This window comes from Pseudomonas sp. NFIX28 (genome assembly GCF_900107395.1).
In the GTDB taxonomy this organism is placed as follows: Bacteria; Pseudomonadota; Gammaproteobacteria; order Pseudomonadales; family Pseudomonadaceae; genus Aquipseudomonas.
The window spans coordinates 36804-55748 of record NZ_FNPW01000024.1 but is presented as its reverse complement, the minus strand read 5'-3'; the positions used below and the strand labels follow the sequence as shown (position 1 = coordinate 55748).

The window sequence follows — 18945 nt, the reverse complement described above, 5'->3', positions numbered from 1 at the left end:
CCGTTTCGACCCGCCCCGTAGGAGCGAAGCTTGCTCGCGATAGCCCCCACGCGGTCCATCTGATGGACCGCGTTTTCGTTGTTCACGGGCAAGCCTCTCCTACGGGGAGTCGTGGCGCTTGCTGCAACCTTCAATTGATTGATTTGTCACAATCCTCGCGCCCTTCGCCCACCTGGCGGCCGGGCGCCCGAATCCGCCGCGGGTCTCGCGGCAGCGGGCCCGATGTGCAAGGATGGCGCGCGGCGCACAGTCGCGCGCTTTGGCGCCCACCGGCGCCTCCTGCTTATCGACATCGACGGCGCCATGTTGCCGCCGATGTATCAACAACGGGTCGGCGAAACGGCCGGCCCGGTCCTCCAGCGGCAACTGCCGATTGCCCGACAGGCGCCTGGAGCTGACCGCCAAGGATTTTTATGACAGCCCACAACACCCACACTGCAGAGCAACAGATCAGCCCCGGCCGCCTGGAGCAGATGGCCACGCGCATCGCTTTTTTCATCGCCGGTTTCGGCATCGCCGCCTGGGCGCCGCTGGTGCCTTATGCCAAAGCGCGGGCCGGGCTCGATGAAGGCACCCTGGGCCTGTTGCTGCTGTGCCTGGGGGTGGGTTCGATCCTGGCGATGCCGATCGCTGGCATCCTGGCTGGCCGCTTCGGTTGTCGCCGGGTGATGGCCGCCGGCAGCTTGCTGATCTGCCTGGCCCTGCCGCTGCTGGCCACGGTGAGCACGGTGCCGCTGCTGATCGCCGGGCTGTTCATGTTCGGTGCCGGCCTGGGCACGGTGGATTCCACGGTGAACCTGCAGGCGGTGATCGTCGAGCGGGCCAGCGGCCGACCGATGATGTCGGGTTTCCATGGCCTGTTCAGCCTCGGCGGCATCGTTGGCGCCGCCGGGGTCAGCGCCATGCTCGGCCTGGGCCTGTCGCCGCTGGGTGCAACCCTGGTGGTGGTGGCCTTGCTGGTGGTCGCCCTGCTCAAGGCGGCGCCGCACATGTTGCCGTATGGCAGCCAGAGTTCGGGCCCGGCCTTTGCCGTGCCCCACGGCGTGGTGCTGTTTATCGGCTGCCTGTGTTTCGTGGTGTTCCTCGCCGAAGGCGCGGTGCTGGACTGGAGCGCGGTGTTCCTCAGCGCCGAACGCCAGGTCGATGCCGCCTATGCCGGCCTTGGGTATGCAGCCTTCGCCCTGACCATGACCGTTGGCCGCCTGACCGGCGATGCCATCGTGCACAAACTGGGGGCCAAGCGGGTGATCGTCATGGGCGGCTCGGTGGCGGCCGCCGGCCTGCTGCTGGCGACCCTGGCACCGGCCTGGGAAGCGGCGCTGGTGGGTTATGCGCTGGTCGGTGTCGGTTGCTCGAACATCGTGCCGGTGCTGTACACCGCAGTGGGCAAGCAGACCGTCATGCCCGAGGCCATCGCCGTACCGGCCATCACCACCCTGGGTTACGCCGGCATCCTCGCCGGCCCGGCGCTGATCGGCTTTATCGCCCACGGCAGCAGCCTGAGCATCGCCTTCGGCCTGATCGCGCTGATGCTGATCGGCGTGGCGGCCAGTGGGAAAGTGTTGAAGGTCTGAGCCCTTTCGCGGGCAATCGAGCGTCCATTGCGTTTTCAAGATTGCAGGAAGGCCCTGCGGGCCTTATCGCAGCCTGCGGCAGCGGCTACAGGGATTGGCGCCGTGCATCAGAACGCGGGTAACCCCCGGTCCCGTAGGAGCGAGGCTTGCCCGCGATACGCCCGTCCAGCCAACACGTACCCCCATGTACCCAGCTGTGTTTTCAGGATTGCAGGAAGGCCCTGCGGGCCTTATCGCAGCCTGCGGCAGCGGCTACAGGTTTGCGCCAGGCATAAAAAATCGCAGGCAAACCCGGCCCCGTAGGAGCGAGGCTTGCCCGCGATTGGCGCGACGCGGTCTGTCAGAAACCGACGCTGGCCTGGACGAAGAAGGTCCGTGGCGCGCCGACATACATGCCGGCGTTGTTGTCGCTGGAGCGGGTGAAGTACTGCTTGTCGAAGACGTTTTTCACCCCGGCGCCGAGCTTGAGGTTCGACAGCTGCGAACCGAAGTCGTAGCCGCCCCGCACATTCCAGGTGACATAGCCCGGAATGTCGCCGTACTGGCCATCGGCGGTGCCTTCGGTGATGTAGTCGTCGTTGAAGCTGCCGTCGGCGTTGACCATGCTGCCCGGCGAACGTTGCTTGGACTGGGCGAAGGCATCGACGTTGTAGGTCCAGCGGTTGACGTCGTAGCGCAGGCCCAGGGTCGCCACCTGGCGCGAGTAGAACGGCAGGTCGCGGCCCTTGAACGCCGAACCGCCGGCTTCATAGGTCGCGCGGGTGTAGGTGAAGCCGGCGTTGGCGGTCAGGCCGTCGAGGCGCGGGTCCAGCGCGGCCAGGTCGTAGTGCACCGAAGCCTCGATGCCCTGGTGCTTGGTCGCCCCGAGGTTGGTCCAGCCGACATCGTTGCTGATGTATTGCAACTCGTCCGAGAAGTCGATGTAGAACGCCGTCAGCTCACCGCCCCACACCGCATCGTTGTAGCGCGTACCGATCTCGTAGGTCTTGGCCTTCTCCGGTTCCAGGCCGTTGGCGGTCTGGTCGCCCACGCCGCCCTGGCCCAGCTGGAAGTACTGCAGGCTGCCGAACGAGGTCTCGTAGTTGGCGAACAGCTTCCACGCATCGGAGAGGTGATACATCACGCTCAGCGCCGGCAGCGCCTCGTTGCTGTTGATCTCGCGGCGCTTCTCCTGCACCCGCACGCCGTTGGTGCCGAGCACCGGGCGGTCGTGCCATTCGGTGCGGATGTTCTCGAAGCGGATGCCCGGGGTGATGGTCCACTTGCCGACGTCGATCTTGTCGTCGATGTAGAAGGCGTTGGCCTCGGTGCCGCCGGTACGGTCCTGGTACACATGGCCGTCGGAGCCCGGGCGCACCACCGGCTGGTTGTTGACCAGGGCCAGGCGGCTGGCCTCCTCGTGCATGCCTTCCTTCAGGTAGCGGTAGCCGACGCTGGCTTCCTGGGTGGTCGGGCCGAGGTCGAACACATGGGACAGCCGCGGCTCGATGCCGAAGGTGTAGTAGGTGCGCGGATAAGAGCTGATGGTCTTCTGGTCGCGGGCGGCGATATTGCTGCCGCGGAAGCTGTCGGAATAGTAGGTCAGCACTTCGAACTGGGTGCGATCGTCGACCTGGCGCAGGTATTTGAACGACACATCCTTGCGGCGGCCGGCGAAGTTGTCCCAGTCGCGGTCCGACTGATAGGGATCGGCGTCGTACTGCTTCTGGGTCAGGCCGCCGGGCATGTCGGCCTTGGCGTCGTAATAGTGGAAGTTGAGGCTGAAATCGTCCTGGTCGGTGGGCGCCCAATGGGTCTTGAGGATCACGTCATCGATATCGTTGTCGTTGTTGCTGGCGCGATACCCGTTACCGTTGACCCCGGAATACAACAGCGCCACGCCCATGCCGTTGTCCGCGGTGCCGCCGAGGAATGCCGTGTCGATATGCTTCCAGCCACCGCGCTGGGAGGTTTCCAGGGTGGTGCCGATTTCCCCGGTGGCCTTTTCCGGGATGGCCCGGGTCACGAAGTTGATCACCCCGCCGACGTTCTGCGGCCCGTAGCGCACGGAACCGGCGCCGCGCACCACGTCGATGCTGTCGAGGTTGCCCGAGGAAATCGGCGCCATCGACAGTTGCGGCTGGCCGTAGGGGGCGAACGCCGCCGGCACGCCGTCGATCAGCACCGTGGAGCGTGGCGACAGGCGCGATGTCAGGCCGCGCACCCCGACGTTGAGGGAAATATCGCTGCCGCCGGTGCCGTTGGCGTCCTGCACCTGTACCCCGGGCACCCGGCGCAGCACGTCGCCGACGTTCATCGCGCCCTGCTCGAGCATGGCCTCGCGGCGGATCACCGTGCGCGCGCCGGGGTGGTTCTGCACCACCGCCTCGTTGGCGTCGCCCAGCCAGTCACCCACCACGCTGATGCTGGTGGCGCCCAGTTCCAAAGGGCCGTCACCCGCTGCCGACGGCGCCGGGCTCAGAGTCACCGAACCGCCATCGATCTGGTATTGCAGACCGCTGCCTTGCAGCAACTGGCGCAGCGCCTGCTCCGGCGACAGGTTGCCATCCACCGCCGGGGCCTGTTTGCCGGCCACCAGCTCGGGGCTGAAAAACACTTGCAGCGAGGTTTGCAGCCCCAGTTGGCTCAGGGCCTGGCCAAGCGGCTGGGCCTGGATATGGATCGCGCTCGGCGCCTGCTCGGCGTGGGCCTGGGGCAGCGCGGCACTGACGGCCAGGGCCAGGGCCAGCGGCAGCCAACGAGTGGAGGACGGGCAAGGATTGTTGTTATTCAGGTCGAGGCGTTTCAAGTTCGAGCAGTCCTGTTGATCGCAAGAAGATGCGTCTGTTAATGCAAACCAGTTGCAGTTGGACAAGAAGACGAAGAACTCGAAAAAAACCTGAATCTATCGCGCAATTATTTCCTGGCTACCGTCGGCCAGGGTCTGCACGGCCACCGGCAGGATGCTCGGCAAGGCCTTGAGCAGCGCGTCGGTGTCGTCGGATTTGAACACGCTGGTCAGGCGCAGCCTGCCCACCGCCTCGCTGCCGACCCGCAGCGGCTGCCCGCGATAGCGCGACACCTCGGCGACCACTTCGCTGAGGCTGGCGTTGTTGAACACCAACTTGCCACTGCGCCAGGCGGTCAGCGCCTGGGCGTCGACCGCGTAGGCCGCGGCCACCTGGCCCTGGGCATCGATGCGCGTTCCCAGGCCCGCGGTCAGGCCGACGAACTCATTGTCGGCGGCATCGCGTCCCTGCACCTTCACGCTGCCCTGCTCCACCGCCACCCGGGTCTGGCTGGCATCGCGGCGCACATCGAAGCGCGTGCCGGTGACCGTGACCTTGCCCGGCCCGGCCGTCACCACGAAGGGCCGGTGGCTGTCGTGCTCGACGCTGAACATGGCCTCGCCTTCGCTCAGCTCGACGCTGCGCTGGCCTTGTTCATAACGCACCCGCAAGCGGCTGCGGCTGTTCAAGTCCACCTGTGAGCCATCGGGCAAGGCCACATGGCGGCGCTCGCCCAGGGCCGTGGTGAATTCCGCGTCGTACAACGCAGGCCGGTTCACGCCGCTGAACAGCCCCAGGCCCACGGCCGCTGCCAGCACACTGGCCGCCACGGCATAACGCAGCAACGGCCGGCGCTTGCCGGCGCTATTGGGGATGGCCTCGGGGGTGGCGCAAAGCGCCTGCAAACGCGCCCTGGGCAGCAGGTCGGTGGCCGACCAGAGCTTTTGCAGAGCCTGGAATTCGTCCTGGTGCGCGTCGTGTTCCGCCAGCCAGGCGTCGAAACGCTGCCGCTCCTCGGCGCTGGTCGCCGGTTCTTGCAGGCGCACGAACCACTGCGCCGCCTCGTCGCGAACCGTCGCTTGCCCGCACGCGCACTCACGAGTCTGCGTCATGAAACATCCTGTTGGGCCGGGGGGTGAACAGTCATGGCATTCATCGCTGCGGTTCGTCCACACGCTCGCGCAGATGCCGCAGGGTGCGGATCATATACTTTTCCACCATGTTTTTTGACAGGCCCAGGCGCTCGGCGATCTCGGCCTGGGTCAGGCCCTCGAGCTTCTGCCAGACGAACACTTTGCGGCAGTTCAACGGCAATTCGCCAAGGGCCCGCTCGATGGAGTCGGCCAGCTGGATCGCATGCATGAAATGCTCCGGGTCGCCGCTGGGCGACGCGCCTTGATACACCGCCTCCAGCTCCATGGCGCCCCGCCGGTCCTCGCGCCGATAGGCATCCACCGCGATATTGCGCGCCGTCTGGTGCAAATACGCCCGCGGCTGCTGCACCGCCGTCGCGTCCGATTCCAGCACCCGGACAAAGGTGTCATGGGCCAGGTCTTCCGCCTGCGCACGGTTCTTCAGCCGACGCGTCCAGGTGCCGATCAACTCTTCATAGTGCTCGAAAAAGCCTGGTCGGCCGGAAGGCTTGGGGGTCATTGCGCTGTGCTGAGGGGTAAAGAGGCGCGAATAGTAATGCTTCTTATTAAAGCCAGCAATTGGTTCGGGACGAGCGTCCTGGGTGAAGGCCCTCCAGCCTTTTTCGCTCGACTGGCCGGCAAGCGAGTCGCCCTACCCGCCCGGCAAGCCGGCAGCCCCGGAGCGCGAAGGCGCAGGACCCGCTCGCTTGCCTTGCTCCAGACTTGCGCCAGGGTCGTGAAGAGGACTTAACACGTCGTTTTGGTGCATATTTATTGGAGGCAGCGTGGCAAGCTGTCCTTATATGCCCTGAAGAGGTGCGGCCAAGACCGCACCGGGCTCAACAAGATGCCCACTCAGGGTGCCTGGCCAACGGCCTGAAAATGCCACGATACCGTGACGTGGCGTGAATGCCGCAGCCGACACTTTCGGACGACCGACAGCCGCCTGGTTTGTCCGTGACCGTGAGGAGTGCCGTATGCCTGATGAGATGTTGCACCTGCCTATGGTCAACAGCCTGCTGGAGCGCCACAAAGGCCGCCCTGGCGCACTGTTGCCGATCCTGCATGAAATCCAGGAAGGCATCGGTTACATCCCCGATGTCGCCATCCCCGAAATTGCCCACGCCCTGAACCAGAGCCAGGCCGAAATTCGCGGGGTCATCAGCTTCTACCATGACTTTCGCACCGCCCCTCCCGCCCGGCATATCCTGCGCCTGTGCCGGGCCGAATCCTGCCAGAGCCGCGGCGCCGAGCAACTCGCGGCGCAATTGCGCGAACGCCTGCAACTGGACGATCACGGCAGCAGCGCCGATGGCAGCATCAGCCTGCGCCCGGTGTATTGCCTGGGCGCTTGCGCCTGCTCGCCCGCGCTGGAGCTGGACGGCCAGGTGCATGCGCGGCTCGACGCCGAGCGCCTGGACAGCCTGCTTGCTGCCTGCCGGGAGGACGCATGATGCCGCGCCTCTATCTGCCCCTTGATTCCGTTGCCCGCGCCGTGGGCGCCGAGCAGGTGGCCAGCGCCCTGGCGCATCAGGCCGCCGAGCGCAACCTGGCGCTGGACCTGCAACGCACCAGTTCCCGCGGCCTGTACTGGCTCGAACCGCTGCTGGAAGTCGACACCCCCGAAGGCCGGATCGGCTTCGGCCCGCTGACCGCCGCCGATGTGCCGTCGCTGCTCGATGCGCTACAAGGCGAGCCGTCCGCCCATCCACTGGCCCTGGGCCTGGTGGAACAGTTGCCTTATCTGAAGAGTCAGCAACGCCTGCTGTTCGCCCGTGCCGGCATCACCCGGCCGCTGTCCCTGGACGATTACCGCGCCCATGGCGGCTTCGCGGGCCTGGCCCAGGCCATCGCCCTGGGCGGCGAGCAGACCGCCACCGCGGTGTTCGACTCAGGCCTGCGCGGCCGCGGCGGCGCGGCGTTCCCGGCCGGCATCAAATGGCGCACGGTGCGCGCTACCCAGGCGGCGCAGAAATACATCGTCTGCAACGCCGACGAAGGCGACTCCGGCACCTTCGCCGACCGCATGCTGATGGAAGGCGACCCCTTCCTGCTGATCGAAGGCATGGCCATTGCCGGCATCACCGTCGGCGCCAGCCTTGGCTATATCTATGTGCGCTCGGAATATCCGCAGGCCGTGGCCACCCTGCGCGAGGCGCTGGACATCGCCCGCGCCGCCGGTTACCTGGGTGCCGATGTCGGCGGCAGCGGCCAGGCCTTCGACCTGGAAGTGCGGGTCGGTGCCGGGGCTTATATCTGCGGCGAGGAAACCGCGCTGCTGGACTCCCTGGAAGGCAAGCGCGGGATCGTTCGCGCCAAGCCGCCGATCCCCGCCTTGCAAGGCCTGTTCGGCTTGCCGACGCTGGTGCACAACGTGCTGACCCTGGCCTCGGTGCCGCTGATCCTGGCCAAGGGCGCGCAGTTCTATCGCGATTACGGCATGGGCCGCTCCCTGGGCACCATGCCCTTCCAACTGGCGGGCAACATTCGTCACGGTGGCCTGGTGGAACGGGCCTTTGGCCTGACCCTGCGGGAGCTGGTGGAAGACTACGGCGGCGGTACCGCCAGCGGCCGGCCGCTGAAAGCCGCCCAGGTCGGCGGCCCTCTGGGCGCCTGGGTGCCGCCCGGGCAATTCGATACGCCGCTGGATTACGAAGCCTTCGCCGCCATCGGCGCGATGCTCGGTCACGGCGGCGTGGTGGTGGCCGACGACAGCCTGGACATGGCCCACATGGCGCGCTTCGCCCTGCAGTTCTGCGCCGAGGAATCCTGCGGCAAATGCACGCCGTGCCGCATCGGCTCGACCCGCGGCGTGGAGGTGATCGACCGCCTGCTGGCCGCGCCCGACCAGGGCGGTCGCGATGCCCAGGCGATCATCCTCAAGGACCTGTGCGACACCCTGCAATACGGCTCGCTGTGTGCGTTGGGCGGCATGACCGCCTATCCGGTGGCCAGCGCCCTCAAGCACTTCCCCGCCGACTTCGGTCTGCAAGCCTCGGAGGCCGAGCAATGATTACTCTCTTCGACCCGAAAACCGACATCGCCCTGGGCACTCTTGACCTGGGTACGCCGGCCCGCGATAGCCAGGTGCAGGTCACCCTGAACATCGACGGCCGCAGCATCAGCGTGCCCGAAGGCACCTCGGTGATGCGCGCCGCCGCGCTGCTGGGCACCAGTATTCCCAAACTCTGTGCCACCGACAGCCTGGAGGCCTTCGGCTCCTGCCGCATGTGCCTGGTGGAAATCGACGGCATGCGCGGCTACCCGGCGTCCTGCACCACGCCGGTGACCGAAGGCATGGTGGTGCACACCCAGACGCCGAAGCTTGCGACCCTGCGGCGCAACGTCATGGAGCTGTACATTTCCGATCACCCGCTGGACTGCCTGACCTGCTCGGCCAACGGCAACTGCGAGCTGCAGACCGTGGCCGGCCAGGTCGGCCTGCGGGAAGTGCGTTATGGCTACGAAGGCGACAACCACCTGGCCGAGCAGAAGGACACCTCCAACCCGTATTTCGACTACGACCCCAGCAAGTGCATCGTCTGCAACCGCTGCGTGCGCGCCTGCGAAGAAACCCAGGGCACCTTTGCCCTGACCATCACCGGGCGCGGTTTCGAATCCCGGGTCGCGGCCGCCGGCGGCGAGAATTTCCTCGACTCCGAATGCGTGTCCTGTGGCGCCTGCGTGCAGGCCTGCCCCACCGCGACCCTGATGGAAAAAAGCGTGGTCGAGATGGGCCAGCCCGAGCGCAGCGTAATCACCACCTGCGCCTATTGCGGCGTGGGCTGCTCGTTCCGCGCCGAGATGAAAGGCGAACAACTGGTGCGCATGGTTCCCGACAAGAACGGCCAGGCCAACCACGGCCATTCCTGCGTCAAGGGGCGATTTGCCTGGGGCTACGCCACCCACCCGGATCGCATCACCAAGCCGATGATCCGCAAGTCCATCCACGACCCTTGGCAGGAAGTCAGCTGGGACGAAGCGGTGACCTACGCCGCCGGCGAATTCCGCCGGTTGCAGCAAACCTACGGCCGCGACTCGATTGGCGGCATCACCTCCAGCCGCTGCACCAACGAAGAAACCTACCTGGTGCAAAAGCTGGTGCGCGCCGCCTTTGGCAACAACAACGTCGACACCTGCGCGCGGGTCTGCCACTCGCCCACCGGCTACGGCCTGAAACAAACCCTGGGCGAGTCCGCCGGCACCCAGAGCTTCGACTCGGTGATGCAGGCCGACGTGATCCTGGTGATGGGCGCCAACCCCAGCGACGCGCACCCGGTGTTCGCCTCCCAGCTCAAGCGCCGCCTGCGCGAGGGCGCACGGCTGATCGTCATCGACCCGCGCCGCATCGACCTGGTGGACTCGGTGCACGCCCGCGCCGAACTGCACCTGGCCCTGCGCCCGGGCACCAACGTCGCCATGCTCAACGCCCTGGCGCACGTCATCGTCACCGAGGGCTTGCTCAACCAGGCCTTTATCGACGCGCGTTGCGAGGGCAGCGATTTCGCCCGCTGGCGCGAGTTCGTCAGCCGTGCGGAAAATTCGCCGGAAGTCCTTGGCCCCCTCTGCGGCGTGCCCGCGGCCGACATCCGTGCCGCCGCCCGCCTGTATGCCACCGGCGGCAACGCGGCGATCTACTACGGCCTGGGCGTCACCGAGCACAGCCAGGGCAGCACCGCGGTCATGGGCATCGCCAACCTGGCCATGGCCACCGGCAACATCGGCCGTGAAGGCGTCGGCGTGAACCCGCTGCGCGGGCAGAACAACGTGCAAGGCTCATGCGACATGGGTTCCTTCCCCCACGAACTGCCCGGCTACCGGCACATTTCCAACGAGGTGGTACGCACGCAGTTCGAGCAGGCCTGGCACGTCAGCCTGCAACCCGACCCGGGCCTGCGCATCCCCAACATGTTCGAGGCCGCCCTGGGCGGCAGCTTCAAGGGCCTGTATTGCCAAGGCGAGGACATCGCCCAGAGCGACCCCAATACCCAGCACGTCACCGCGGCGCTGTCGGCCATGGAATGCGTGGTGGTGCAGGACATTTTCCTCAACGAAACCGCCAAGTTCGCCCACGTGTTCCTGCCAGGCAGCTCGTTCCTGGAGAAAGACGGCACCTTCACCAACGCCGAGCGGCGCATCTCCCGGGTGCGCAAGGTCATGGAGCCCCTGGGCGGCAAGGCCGACTGGGAAGGCACCGTGGCCCTGGCCAACGCCCTGGGCTACCCGATGAACTACCGCCACCCATCGGAGATCATGGACGAAATCGCCAGCCTGACGCCGACCTTCAGCAACGTCAGCTACGCCGCCCTGGACAGCCACGGCAGCCTGCAATGGCCGTGCAACGCCGAGGCACCGGACGGCACGCCGACCATGCACATCGACCAGTTCGTGCGCGGCAAGGGGCGCTTCATGCTCACCGGCTACGTGCCCACCGAAGAGAAGGTCAACAGCCGCTATCCGCTGCTGCTGACCACCGGGCGCATCCTCAGCCAGTACAACGTCGGCGCCCAGACCCGGCGCACCGACAACGTCGCCTGGCACGACGAGGACCGCCTGGAAATCCACCCGAGCGACGCCGAGAGCCGGGGCATCCAGGAAGGCGACTGGGTCGGCATCGGCAGCCGCGCCGGGCAGACCGTGCTGCGTGCCCGTGTCAGCGAACGGGTGGCCCCAGGCGTGGTGTACACCACCTTCCACTTCCCGGAATCGGGCGCCAACGTGATCACCACCGACAACTCCGACTGGGCCACCAACTGTCCGGAATACAAGGTCACGGCGGTGCAAGTCAGCCGCGTCTACCAACCTTCGGAATGGCAAAAGCGCTACCAGGCGTTCAGCGACGAACAACAACACTTGCTCAGCGAGCGCCGGCAGGCGCGTGGCGCTAAAACGGAGGTCCGCCGATGAGCACCGAGAACCTGATCAAGATGGCCAACCAGATCGCCCAATACTTCTCCTCCGAGCCCGACCGGGGCCTGGCCGTACTCGGCGTGCGCAACCACCTGCAGATGTTCTGGACGCCCGGCATGCGCAAGGAATTGCTGGCCTGGCAGACAACCCACCCAGGCGCGGACTTGCACCCTTTGGCACAGGAGGCGGTCAGCGGCGCGGGTTGGGAGGCTTAGACCGACCGGCACACCGCCGCCCGGAAAACGGGAGCCCACCGGCGCCAATCGAAGATAAGGAGGGATAAAGCAATGCCGCTCCCGGACGGGAGCGGCAAAAGCCCGCGATAAGCAGCGCGGGCCCCGCTACGAAGCTGCCGCGGTTATCTCCAGTTGGCCGCCAGCACAGGCTGCAAGGCTTGCTGCTCGGCAGCGCCGAAGGTCATGGTCGCCGGTGCTGCCGGCGCGAACGCCGCCATCGCCTGGACCAGGTTTTCCACGTCATTGTCGAACAACCGATGACGGTCGCCGGCCATGATGTCCCGTGGACGCTCGGGGGTCGCGGCGTACCAGTTGTGCAGCGTGACCTCCTGCTGGCTGCCGATCACCGAGATCTGCAGGTCCTGCCCTTCGTGCTGGAACCACAGGCGCTCGGGGCTGATGTCCTGGCCGAATACCAGCTGGCCCATGCTACCGCTGAACTCGAGGTCGTTGACCCCGTGCCCGACTTCCACGGTGGGCATGTTGCCGCTGACCAGCACCTTGTTGTTGCCATCGCCCAGCTTCACCGTGGCGAAGGAGCCGCTGTCGGTGATGTCGTTGTTGCCATGGCCGACGGTGAGCTTGTTGATGTCGCCGGCGACCACGTTGTTGCCGTTGCCCAGGGTGATCTCGGCGCGGCGCCCCGTCACGTTGACCTTGTTGTCACCGTTGCCGGCAACCACCTTGGCGTTCGAGGCCTCCACGTTGATGGTCTTGCTCTCGTCCCCCAGAGTGACATCGGCGAAGAACCCCTGGACCGTCATGGTATTGGGGTCGCTGGCCACTGGCGCGGGATCGACCGTCGACAACGGGCTCAGCGTGAGCGGGTCGCGCGACGAAGTCGGCACCGGGTCCACGGTCGTCGGAGTGGGACGTACGCGGATCCGGTCGCGGAGCGACGCAAAGGAGAAGTCCTCGGTATCGGCCACCGCCGGGATATCGTCGAACTTCATACGTGGGTCCTGCACCAACGGGATATCCGGCACGGTGACTCGCGGGTGACTCGCAATATTCAGGTCGCGATGGCTCGTATCGACCATTGGGATATCGGGAATCACAATCGGCCTTGGGCGCGGCACGTCCACCGGGGTCCGTCCCACATGATCACGCCCGACCGGGCCGATATCCGGCACCTTCGACGGCTCCAGCGAACCGATGCCGCGCTCGGCGAGAATCTGCTCGATGGTCTTGCGTTCGGGAACCGTCGGCCCCTGGTTGCCGCCACGCTCGGCCAGGATCTGGTCGATGGTCTTGTGTTCCGGCACTTTCGGATTCAGGTCGACGCCGCGTTCGGCGAGGATCTGCTCGATCGTCTTGTGTTCCGGCAGGGTGATGTCCGGGATCGTCACCGAAGGTCGCAATACCGGATCGACCACCGGAACGTTGATGGTCGGGTGCAGATCAACAGGCGGCAGCGGCGGCACCACAACAGGCTTGTCGACATCAGGACGCTCGACAATCGGCGTCAGCGTACCCGGCACAGTCACCGTCGGCTGCTCGGTCACAGCAGGCACCGGACCTACGGTCGGCACTACATCCGGCGCATGCTCGGCGAAGATGAAGTCCGAAGCGCTGACCTGCGCCACATCCAGCGCGTCCAGGTACAGCAGGTTGACGTTCGAGTCGGCGCCCTGGGCGCCGGTCCGCGTCACATACACGCCATGAATCTGCGTCAGGCCGTTGAGAGTGGCGCGATTCTTGTGCTCGATGGTCAGCTGGCTGAAATCGGTCACCCCGGTCTGGCGCAGGTCGATCTTGTCGATGCCATGGCGGAAGCCGCGCAAGGCGTTGTTGTAGTCCTTGACGCCCGACTGGGCCGCCACCACAAACACATCCGAAGTCGCGCTGTCATGGCTGTAGATCGTGCCGCTCAGCGAAGCCACCATCTTGCCCTGGGCGTCGCTGCTGTACATCACGCCCTTGCCGCCGCCGTTGAGCAGCACGGTGCCCAGGCCTTCCTGCGGCTTGACCGCCGAGGCATCGCTGTTGACGTAGGCCGTCGGGGCGACAAAGGTGTCCTGGAACTTGAAGTTCGCCGCGCCGATGCCGGCCAGCGACTGGTTCTTCAGGACAATGCTCTGGCCCTTGGCCAGGTCGATCTTGACGTCCGCGCCTTGCTGGCTGAGCACCAGGTCGGTGAACTTCTTCCCGACAAAACCCACCAGGTCGATGATCTCGCCACGGGAGGCCTCGAAGTTGTTGATCACATCGCTGCCACCAGCACGGCGATGAACCACAAAGAAGTCCTTGCCCGCGCCACCCGCCAGGCTGTTGTTGCCACGTCCGCCATCGAGCAAGGCATCGGCATTGCCAGCCACCAGCACATCGTTGCCGTCGCCGGTGACGATGTTCTGAATGCTCGCCGGATTTTTCACCGTCAACGCCGCGCCGCCGAGGCTGGCGACACCGGTCAGCAGGTTGACCGAGCTATCTCCCGACACCGCCGCCGCGTTGAGGGTATTGCGCCCGCCCGCGACACCGTTGACCGCGTCGTCCAGGACGCCACGGTTGGCATGCCCGACCACCGACTTGAGGTATTCGTCGGTGTAGAAGTAGGTGTCGTCCGGGGTGCTCTTGCTGCCGTATAAGCGCAGCGACCAGGCATTGAGCGTGACCGGCAGGCCGGAAGCCGAATCGCTCACCTGCAAGGTCCAGTTGCCCGCCGAGCGCTCGCCGAAGTCATGGGTCGTCATGAAGGTGTATTTGAACGATCCCGACTGCGTGCTGCCAAGGTCCGTGGCGCTCGCCCCCGGCATGCCGTCCGGCACCTTGCCCTGGCGGTTGAGCAGGATGCTCTGGGTGCCGTCGGGCGAGATCAGCTTGAGCGTCAGGTCGCCAAGGCGGCCCACCTGGGCGTCGAAATCGATCTCGACGTGCTCGACATTGAGGCCAGCATTCATGGCGATGGACGTGCTCAGCGTGCCCCCCGCCACCAGGTTCTTGCCCAGGGCGCCGCTGGAGGCGCTGTAGACATATTCGTTGGCACCGGTGCTCTGGGTCATCCAGGCTTCGGCCAGGCGCACCGCGGCCCGCGCGTCGACTTCGCCGAAGCCGTAGTCGTTGCTGGTGTGCATGCCGCCGCCGTTCCAGTTGTGGGCGGCGTTGTCGCTCCACTGGGTAGACGGATCGTTGATCTTGCGCGCCGACAACGCGAGGATCTGCTGCACGTCGCGATAGCCCAGGTTCGGGTTGGCCTCGAGCATCAGCGCGACGATGCCGGAGACGATCGGCGCGGCAAAGCTGGTGCCCTGCATGCTGGTGTAGTCGTTGCCGAAGGTCGAGCCACGATCGGTTTCCAGCATATGGCTGGTGGACACCACGTTGCTGCCCGGCGCCGACACCAGAAGGCTGGCGCCCGGGTTGGAGAACGGCGAGGAACCGATCTGCAGGGTCGACAAGTCGCCCTGGGCATTGATCGCGCCGACTTCCACCGAGAAGCGGTTGTTGTTGGTCAAGGAGCCCTGGGCATTGCCGCCGGTCGCGCGGCTGTTGCCGCCGGCCGCGACAATGATCGTGCCCAGGCCGCCACGACCGTTACTCGCGGCGTACTGGGCATTCATGCTCAGCGCCGTGGCGGTGTTGACGAAGCCGTCCTGGAAGCTGCTGAGGGCGAAATCGTTGGTGAAGCCCCAGCTGTTGTTGGCAATGTCGAAGCTGACCATGTGCCCCAGCCCGGCGAGGTCGGCGCCGCTGTTGGCCAGGTAGTAGCCGCCCAGCGTCGCGCCGTAGGCCACCCCTACTCCGCCCGTGCCATTCTTGGCCGCGACCATCACCCCCGCCACCATGGTGGCGTGGTTGGACACCAGGCCCGGCAAGCTGCCGTTGCTCTGCTGGGTCTGCAGCCAGGCCTGGTCGACGTTGGCGGCCAGGTCCGGGTGGGCGATGTCGAAGATCTCCGGCGCGGTGGCGAACTGGCCACCCGGCTCGAACTGACCGATGCGCACGCCCTTGCCGGTGTAGTCCTGCCAGACCGGCAGCACGTTGGTGTCGCTGAGGTACCACTCCTGGGCCGCCAAGGGGTCCAGCGGCACTTCCGGGGTCAGCAAGGTCACCCCGGCGCGCATCGGCGCGGTCTGCCCGCTGCTCAGGTCCACCACCGAAGCCGACAGGTTGCCGGCGGCATCGACCACGCCGTACTTGAAGCTGAGCAGCCCGGTGTAGTGGGCATCCGGAGTGAAGAGCACGTCGCCCTGGGCCGTGAGGCTGACAGTGCCGCCGACCGCGTCACCGACGTTGGCGATGCGCAGCGCGCCCTGGCTGTTGAGATGTTGATCGTTGGCCAGCAAGCTCTGCGCGGCAATCAGGTGGGCCTGGGTCCGGTTGAAGGCCTTGCCGTCCTGGTCGAGGGTCAGCACATCGGCCACCGGCATGGCGTTGGGGGTCTGCAGATCGACCGCCGAGATATCCGAGAAATTCAGCTTCTGGATGTTTTTCAGGGTCACCGTACCGTCGCGCCCGGCGACCTTGTCGGCCACCTCATAGCCGCCGTCAGTGCGGGTGATGCGGTAGTCGCCATGGTTGCCGTGCAGGGTCACCAGGTTGATCCCGCCGTCGCCGTCGATGGTCGCGTTGCCGTGGCCGACTTCGATCACGTCATTGCCGGCACCGCCGAAAATCCGGTCGGCACCGCCACCGGCGTGAATGATGCTGCCGCCTTCGGCGGCGTAAATCACGTCGCCCTGGGGCCCGGCGTAGATCACCGCCTTGCCGCTGCCGCCGATGATGGTGTTGTGGCCGCTGCCACCGACCAGCACGTCGCTGCCCGCCCCGCCCACCAGGGTCGAATTGCCGGAGCCGCCCTTGATGAAGGCACTGCCGCTGCCGCCACTCATGATCGTGTCGTTGCCGCTGCCGCCCTGGGCAATGGTCAGGCCGGCCTGGGCCATGTTCAGCACCACGCCTTTGTCGCCGACGACGATCGCCGTATCGTGGCCGCCGTTGCCGTGGATGTTCTTCATGTCGTCCGAGGCGCTGACCACAAACACGTCGTCGCCCTTGCCGCCGACATAGGTGTTGCTGCCGCCGCCACCCACCAGCCAGCCGCCGGCCGGCGCGGCGATCAGCGTGTCGTTGCCGCTGCCGCCGTACAGGTTGCCCACGCCCAGCTGCGCCGCGTCCAGGGTTTCGCCCGTGGTGCTCTGACTGGCATAGGCGGTGGTGGTGATGCCGTTGCTGGTCGAGGTCACCTTGGTGCCCGCGCCCTGGGCGCTCAGGGTATTACTGACCGGGTCACCGAGGAAATCCACCGCCAGCGCTTCCTGGCTCTTGCCATTGATGGTGAACGAACCGGTGGCGAGTACGCGGTTGCCGTCCCGCACTTCGGTTTGAGTGGACGCCGCGGCCCGCACGTTGATCTGGGTGATGCCCAGCTCGGCCAGGGTCTTGAGTTCGCCGGCATCGACTTTCGCGTCATGGGTGCCGTCGACCCAGACCCGCAGCTTGCTCCAGATCGGATCGCGCTGATCGATCACGCCGTCCTTGTTGCCATCCTCGCTGGCCAGGGCGGCGAACCCATCCTTGAACTTCGCCTCGCCCGCCGCGCCGTTCACCCCGGCCTTGCCGCCGTAATACTCGGAGAACATCTGGCTGACGTCCTTGATCTGGCCGCTGCCATCGTCGATCACCAGCATGCCGGTGCTGCGATCGGCCCAGCCGCTGCGCTTGAGCGTGCCGCTGTGGTCAGTGTCGAACAGCACGCCGTCACGGATGTCGGTCATGTGCACGCCGTTACCGGTCAGGTCCAGCAACAGCGGGTCGACGTAGGTGTTGAAGGTGGTCATGGCCGACAGACCGTTCAGGGTCACGGCATTGCGCAGGCTGAAGTCCGGCTTGGTGCTGTCCGGGGTCTGGTAGAAATTCGACAAGTAGGTGTTGGGCCGGGCATTGGGGTCGAGCTGCATCTCACCGGGACGAATACCGCCCGAGGCCAGGCTGGACATCTGGGTCGAGGTGAAGTCGGTTTTGTTGAGAATGCCGCCGACGGCAAAGATATTGTGCGTCGCGGCGTTCTGGATATAGCCGTTGGCGACGTCCTGCTGGGCTTTGCTTTCGCCCTGGATGTGCTGTTGGGGTTGGGGGGAAGGGTTGATGTCGATGTTGATCAGGCCGGGTGTCTGAGGGGCAGTAGAGACATCACCCACGCCAAGCCATAAACATTGCTGACCGTCTTTCGCTTCATAATATTCGCCGTGACGGGTCAAGTCGTCACGAATGATCTGGGCGCCATACGTATGCAGAAGATTGTTGAGCGGATTTATATTATCTGCTGGAAAAAGAGCGCCTTCGAAACCCTTGCCATTAAAACCAATGGATTTAAGTGAAGCATATACGAAATCCACGCAGCTATTAGTTAGAAGCCTATAACGCGTATTATCAAATCCGAGCGACGTAGGATCCTGCGAAAAACTCTTTAACTTATTAAACTGATCCTCAGTCAACACCACACTTACTTCATATGCTGTCTGCTTGTAACCTGCATCATCATAACCACCTACCTGCCCCTCACCACGCATCTGGTCGTGAACGGACTCAAAACCATAACTTTGCTTATAGCCTGCACCATCACTCAAGGAGTACCACATATGTCCACCAGACGACGAATGAATATCGCCCTCTTTGTGCTCACCTTTATTTTTCTGATATTCGTATTCCGCCCCCGCCCTTGCAACCTTATAGGTAACACTGTATTTCTTTTCCACTTTAACGCTCCCTCTTCAACCTAAGATTGCTTCAATGCTTTGGATTGTAATAAGAAAACTTCACAAACCCCTCGATACCTCGAAAAGCCTCCAACTCTTCAAGGGTACTGACTTCAACCGAATAACTTCCAGGCGCCAACTCCAGAATTTCAATCAACCTAACTGCCACATTAATATTCCGTCCTTCATAATCAATCCCCTGCCCCCACTGCACACCTGTTGTCACTAACTCCTCATCAAAAAAAACCTGCTCATCTTTCAAGACCCGAAGATGGATGGGAATAGCTACACCTTCATGATCAAGATCACCCCATATTTCAATTTGCTTATTTATCTCGGCTAAACCATGTCCCTTCGTAAATAACAAAGCGAATCTGTAGTCGCCGGCTTTGTTAACCACAAACTGCGCACTGGCGAACTGATTAGCCCGAGAGACATCCAGGGGCTTCACTATCGATACAGGTGCTGAACAGGCGGTCAGCAAAAAACATACAGCACCTAAAACTCCGTTACGCAAAACACTGATCAGTCCATGCATAACCCACTCTCCCCGAAAGTTTTAATAAATTTGCCCACCCTTGTTCCCAACAAATTCAACTACCACTTAAACCTTCCCGTCATCCCAT

Annotated in this window: 10 protein-coding genes; 5 read left to right on the top strand and 5 right to left on the bottom strand. The window is 64.7% G+C overall.

Annotated features, from left to right (window positions below):
* Positions 1–413 precede the first annotated feature (413 nt).
* Positions 414–1574, top strand: coding sequence for an MFS transporter (locus BLV20_RS29380; protein WP_092305873.1), 1161 nt, complete (start codon positions 414–416; stop codon positions 1572–1574).
* 340 nt (positions 1575–1914) lie between these two features.
* Here the strand turns inward: BLV20_RS29380 and BLV20_RS29375 are convergent, their stop codons facing one another.
* From BLV20_RS29375 to BLV20_RS29365, 3 genes are all read right to left on the bottom strand, one after another.
* Positions 1915–4362, bottom strand: coding sequence for a TonB-dependent siderophore receptor (locus tag BLV20_RS29375; RefSeq protein WP_092305872.1), 2448 nt, complete (start codon positions 4360–4362; stop codon positions 1915–1917).
* A gap of 96 nt (positions 4363–4458) precedes the next feature.
* Positions 4459–5454 carry a FecR family protein gene (locus BLV20_RS29370; protein ID WP_092305871.1) on the bottom strand — a complete coding sequence of 332 codons (996 nt, stop codon included), beginning with the start codon at positions 5452–5454 and terminating at the stop codon, positions 4459–4461.
* Positions 5455–5494: 40 nt separating this feature from the next.
* Positions 5495–5995 carry a sigma-70 family RNA polymerase sigma factor gene (locus tag BLV20_RS29365; protein ID WP_092305870.1) on the bottom strand — a complete coding sequence of 167 codons (501 nt, stop codon included), beginning with the start codon at positions 5993–5995 and terminating at the stop codon, positions 5495–5497.
* 457 nt (positions 5996–6452) lie between these two features.
* Between BLV20_RS29365 and BLV20_RS29360 the strand changes: the two genes are divergently transcribed.
* From BLV20_RS29360 to BLV20_RS29345, 4 genes are read left to right on the top strand one after another with little or no spacing between them, the layout of a single operon-like run.
* Positions 6453–6929: a formate dehydrogenase subunit gamma gene (locus BLV20_RS29360; protein WP_092305869.1), complete on the top strand. Its 477-nt coding sequence runs from the start codon at positions 6453–6455 to the stop codon at positions 6927–6929.
* A complete protein-coding gene (locus tag BLV20_RS29355; protein WP_175540280.1) occupies positions 6926–8488 on the top strand; it encodes a formate dehydrogenase beta subunit in 1563 nt (520 codons plus the stop codon). Before BLV20_RS29360 ends, BLV20_RS29355 begins: the two co-directional genes overlap by 4 nt.
* A complete protein-coding gene (fdhF, locus tag BLV20_RS29350) occupies positions 8485–11382 on the top strand; it encodes a formate dehydrogenase subunit alpha (RefSeq protein WP_092305868.1) in 2898 nt (965 codons plus the stop codon). Before BLV20_RS29355 ends, fdhF begins: the two co-directional genes overlap by 4 nt.
* A complete protein-coding gene (locus BLV20_RS29345) occupies positions 11379–11600 on the top strand; it encodes a formate dehydrogenase subunit delta (protein WP_092305867.1) in 222 nt (73 codons plus the stop codon). The genes fdhF and BLV20_RS29345 overlap by 4 nt, the downstream gene beginning before the upstream one ends.
* Before the next feature lie 143 nt (positions 11601–11743).
* On the opposite strand, the gene BLV20_RS29340 is transcribed toward BLV20_RS29345, so the two are convergent.
* Positions 11744–18319 (bottom strand): S8 family serine peptidase, encoded by a 6576-nt coding sequence (locus BLV20_RS29340; protein ID WP_092305866.1) that lies wholly within the window; start codon positions 18317–18319, stop codon positions 11744–11746.
* Between the two features lie 31 nt (positions 18320–18350).
* Positions 18351–18857 (bottom strand): DUF5625 family protein, encoded by a 507-nt coding sequence (locus BLV20_RS29335; protein WP_092305865.1) that lies wholly within the window; start codon positions 18855–18857, stop codon positions 18351–18353.
* Positions 18858–18945 lie beyond the last annotated feature (88 nt).

What these genes read in the sequence shown, in the direction of transcription:
- BLV20_RS29380 (WP_092305873.1), top strand. Translation starts at nt 414, where the DNA reads ATGACAGCCCACAACACCCACACTGCAGAGCAACAGATCAGCCCCGGC.
- BLV20_RS29370 (WP_092305871.1), bottom strand. Translation starts at nt 5,454, where the DNA reads ATGACGCAGACTCGTGAGTGCGCGTGCGGGCAAGCGACGGTTCGCGAC.
- BLV20_RS29365 (WP_092305870.1), bottom strand. Translation starts at nt 5,995, where the DNA reads ATGACCCCCAAGCCTTCCGGCCGACCAGGCTTTTTCGAGCACTATGAA.
- BLV20_RS29360 (WP_092305869.1), top strand. Translation starts at nt 6,453, where the DNA reads ATGCCTGATGAGATGTTGCACCTGCCTATGGTCAACAGCCTGCTGGAG.
- BLV20_RS29355 (WP_175540280.1), top strand. Translation starts at nt 6,926, where the DNA reads ATGATGCCGCGCCTCTATCTGCCCCTTGATTCCGTTGCCCGCGCCGTG.
- fdhF (WP_092305868.1), top strand. Translation starts at nt 8,485, where the DNA reads ATGATTACTCTCTTCGACCCGAAAACCGACATCGCCCTGGGCACTCTT.
- BLV20_RS29345 (WP_092305867.1), top strand. Translation starts at nt 11,379, where the DNA reads ATGAGCACCGAGAACCTGATCAAGATGGCCAACCAGATCGCCCAATAC.
- BLV20_RS29335 (WP_092305865.1), bottom strand. Translation starts at nt 18,857, where the DNA reads ATGCATGGACTGATCAGTGTTTTGCGTAACGGAGTTTTAGGTGCTGTA.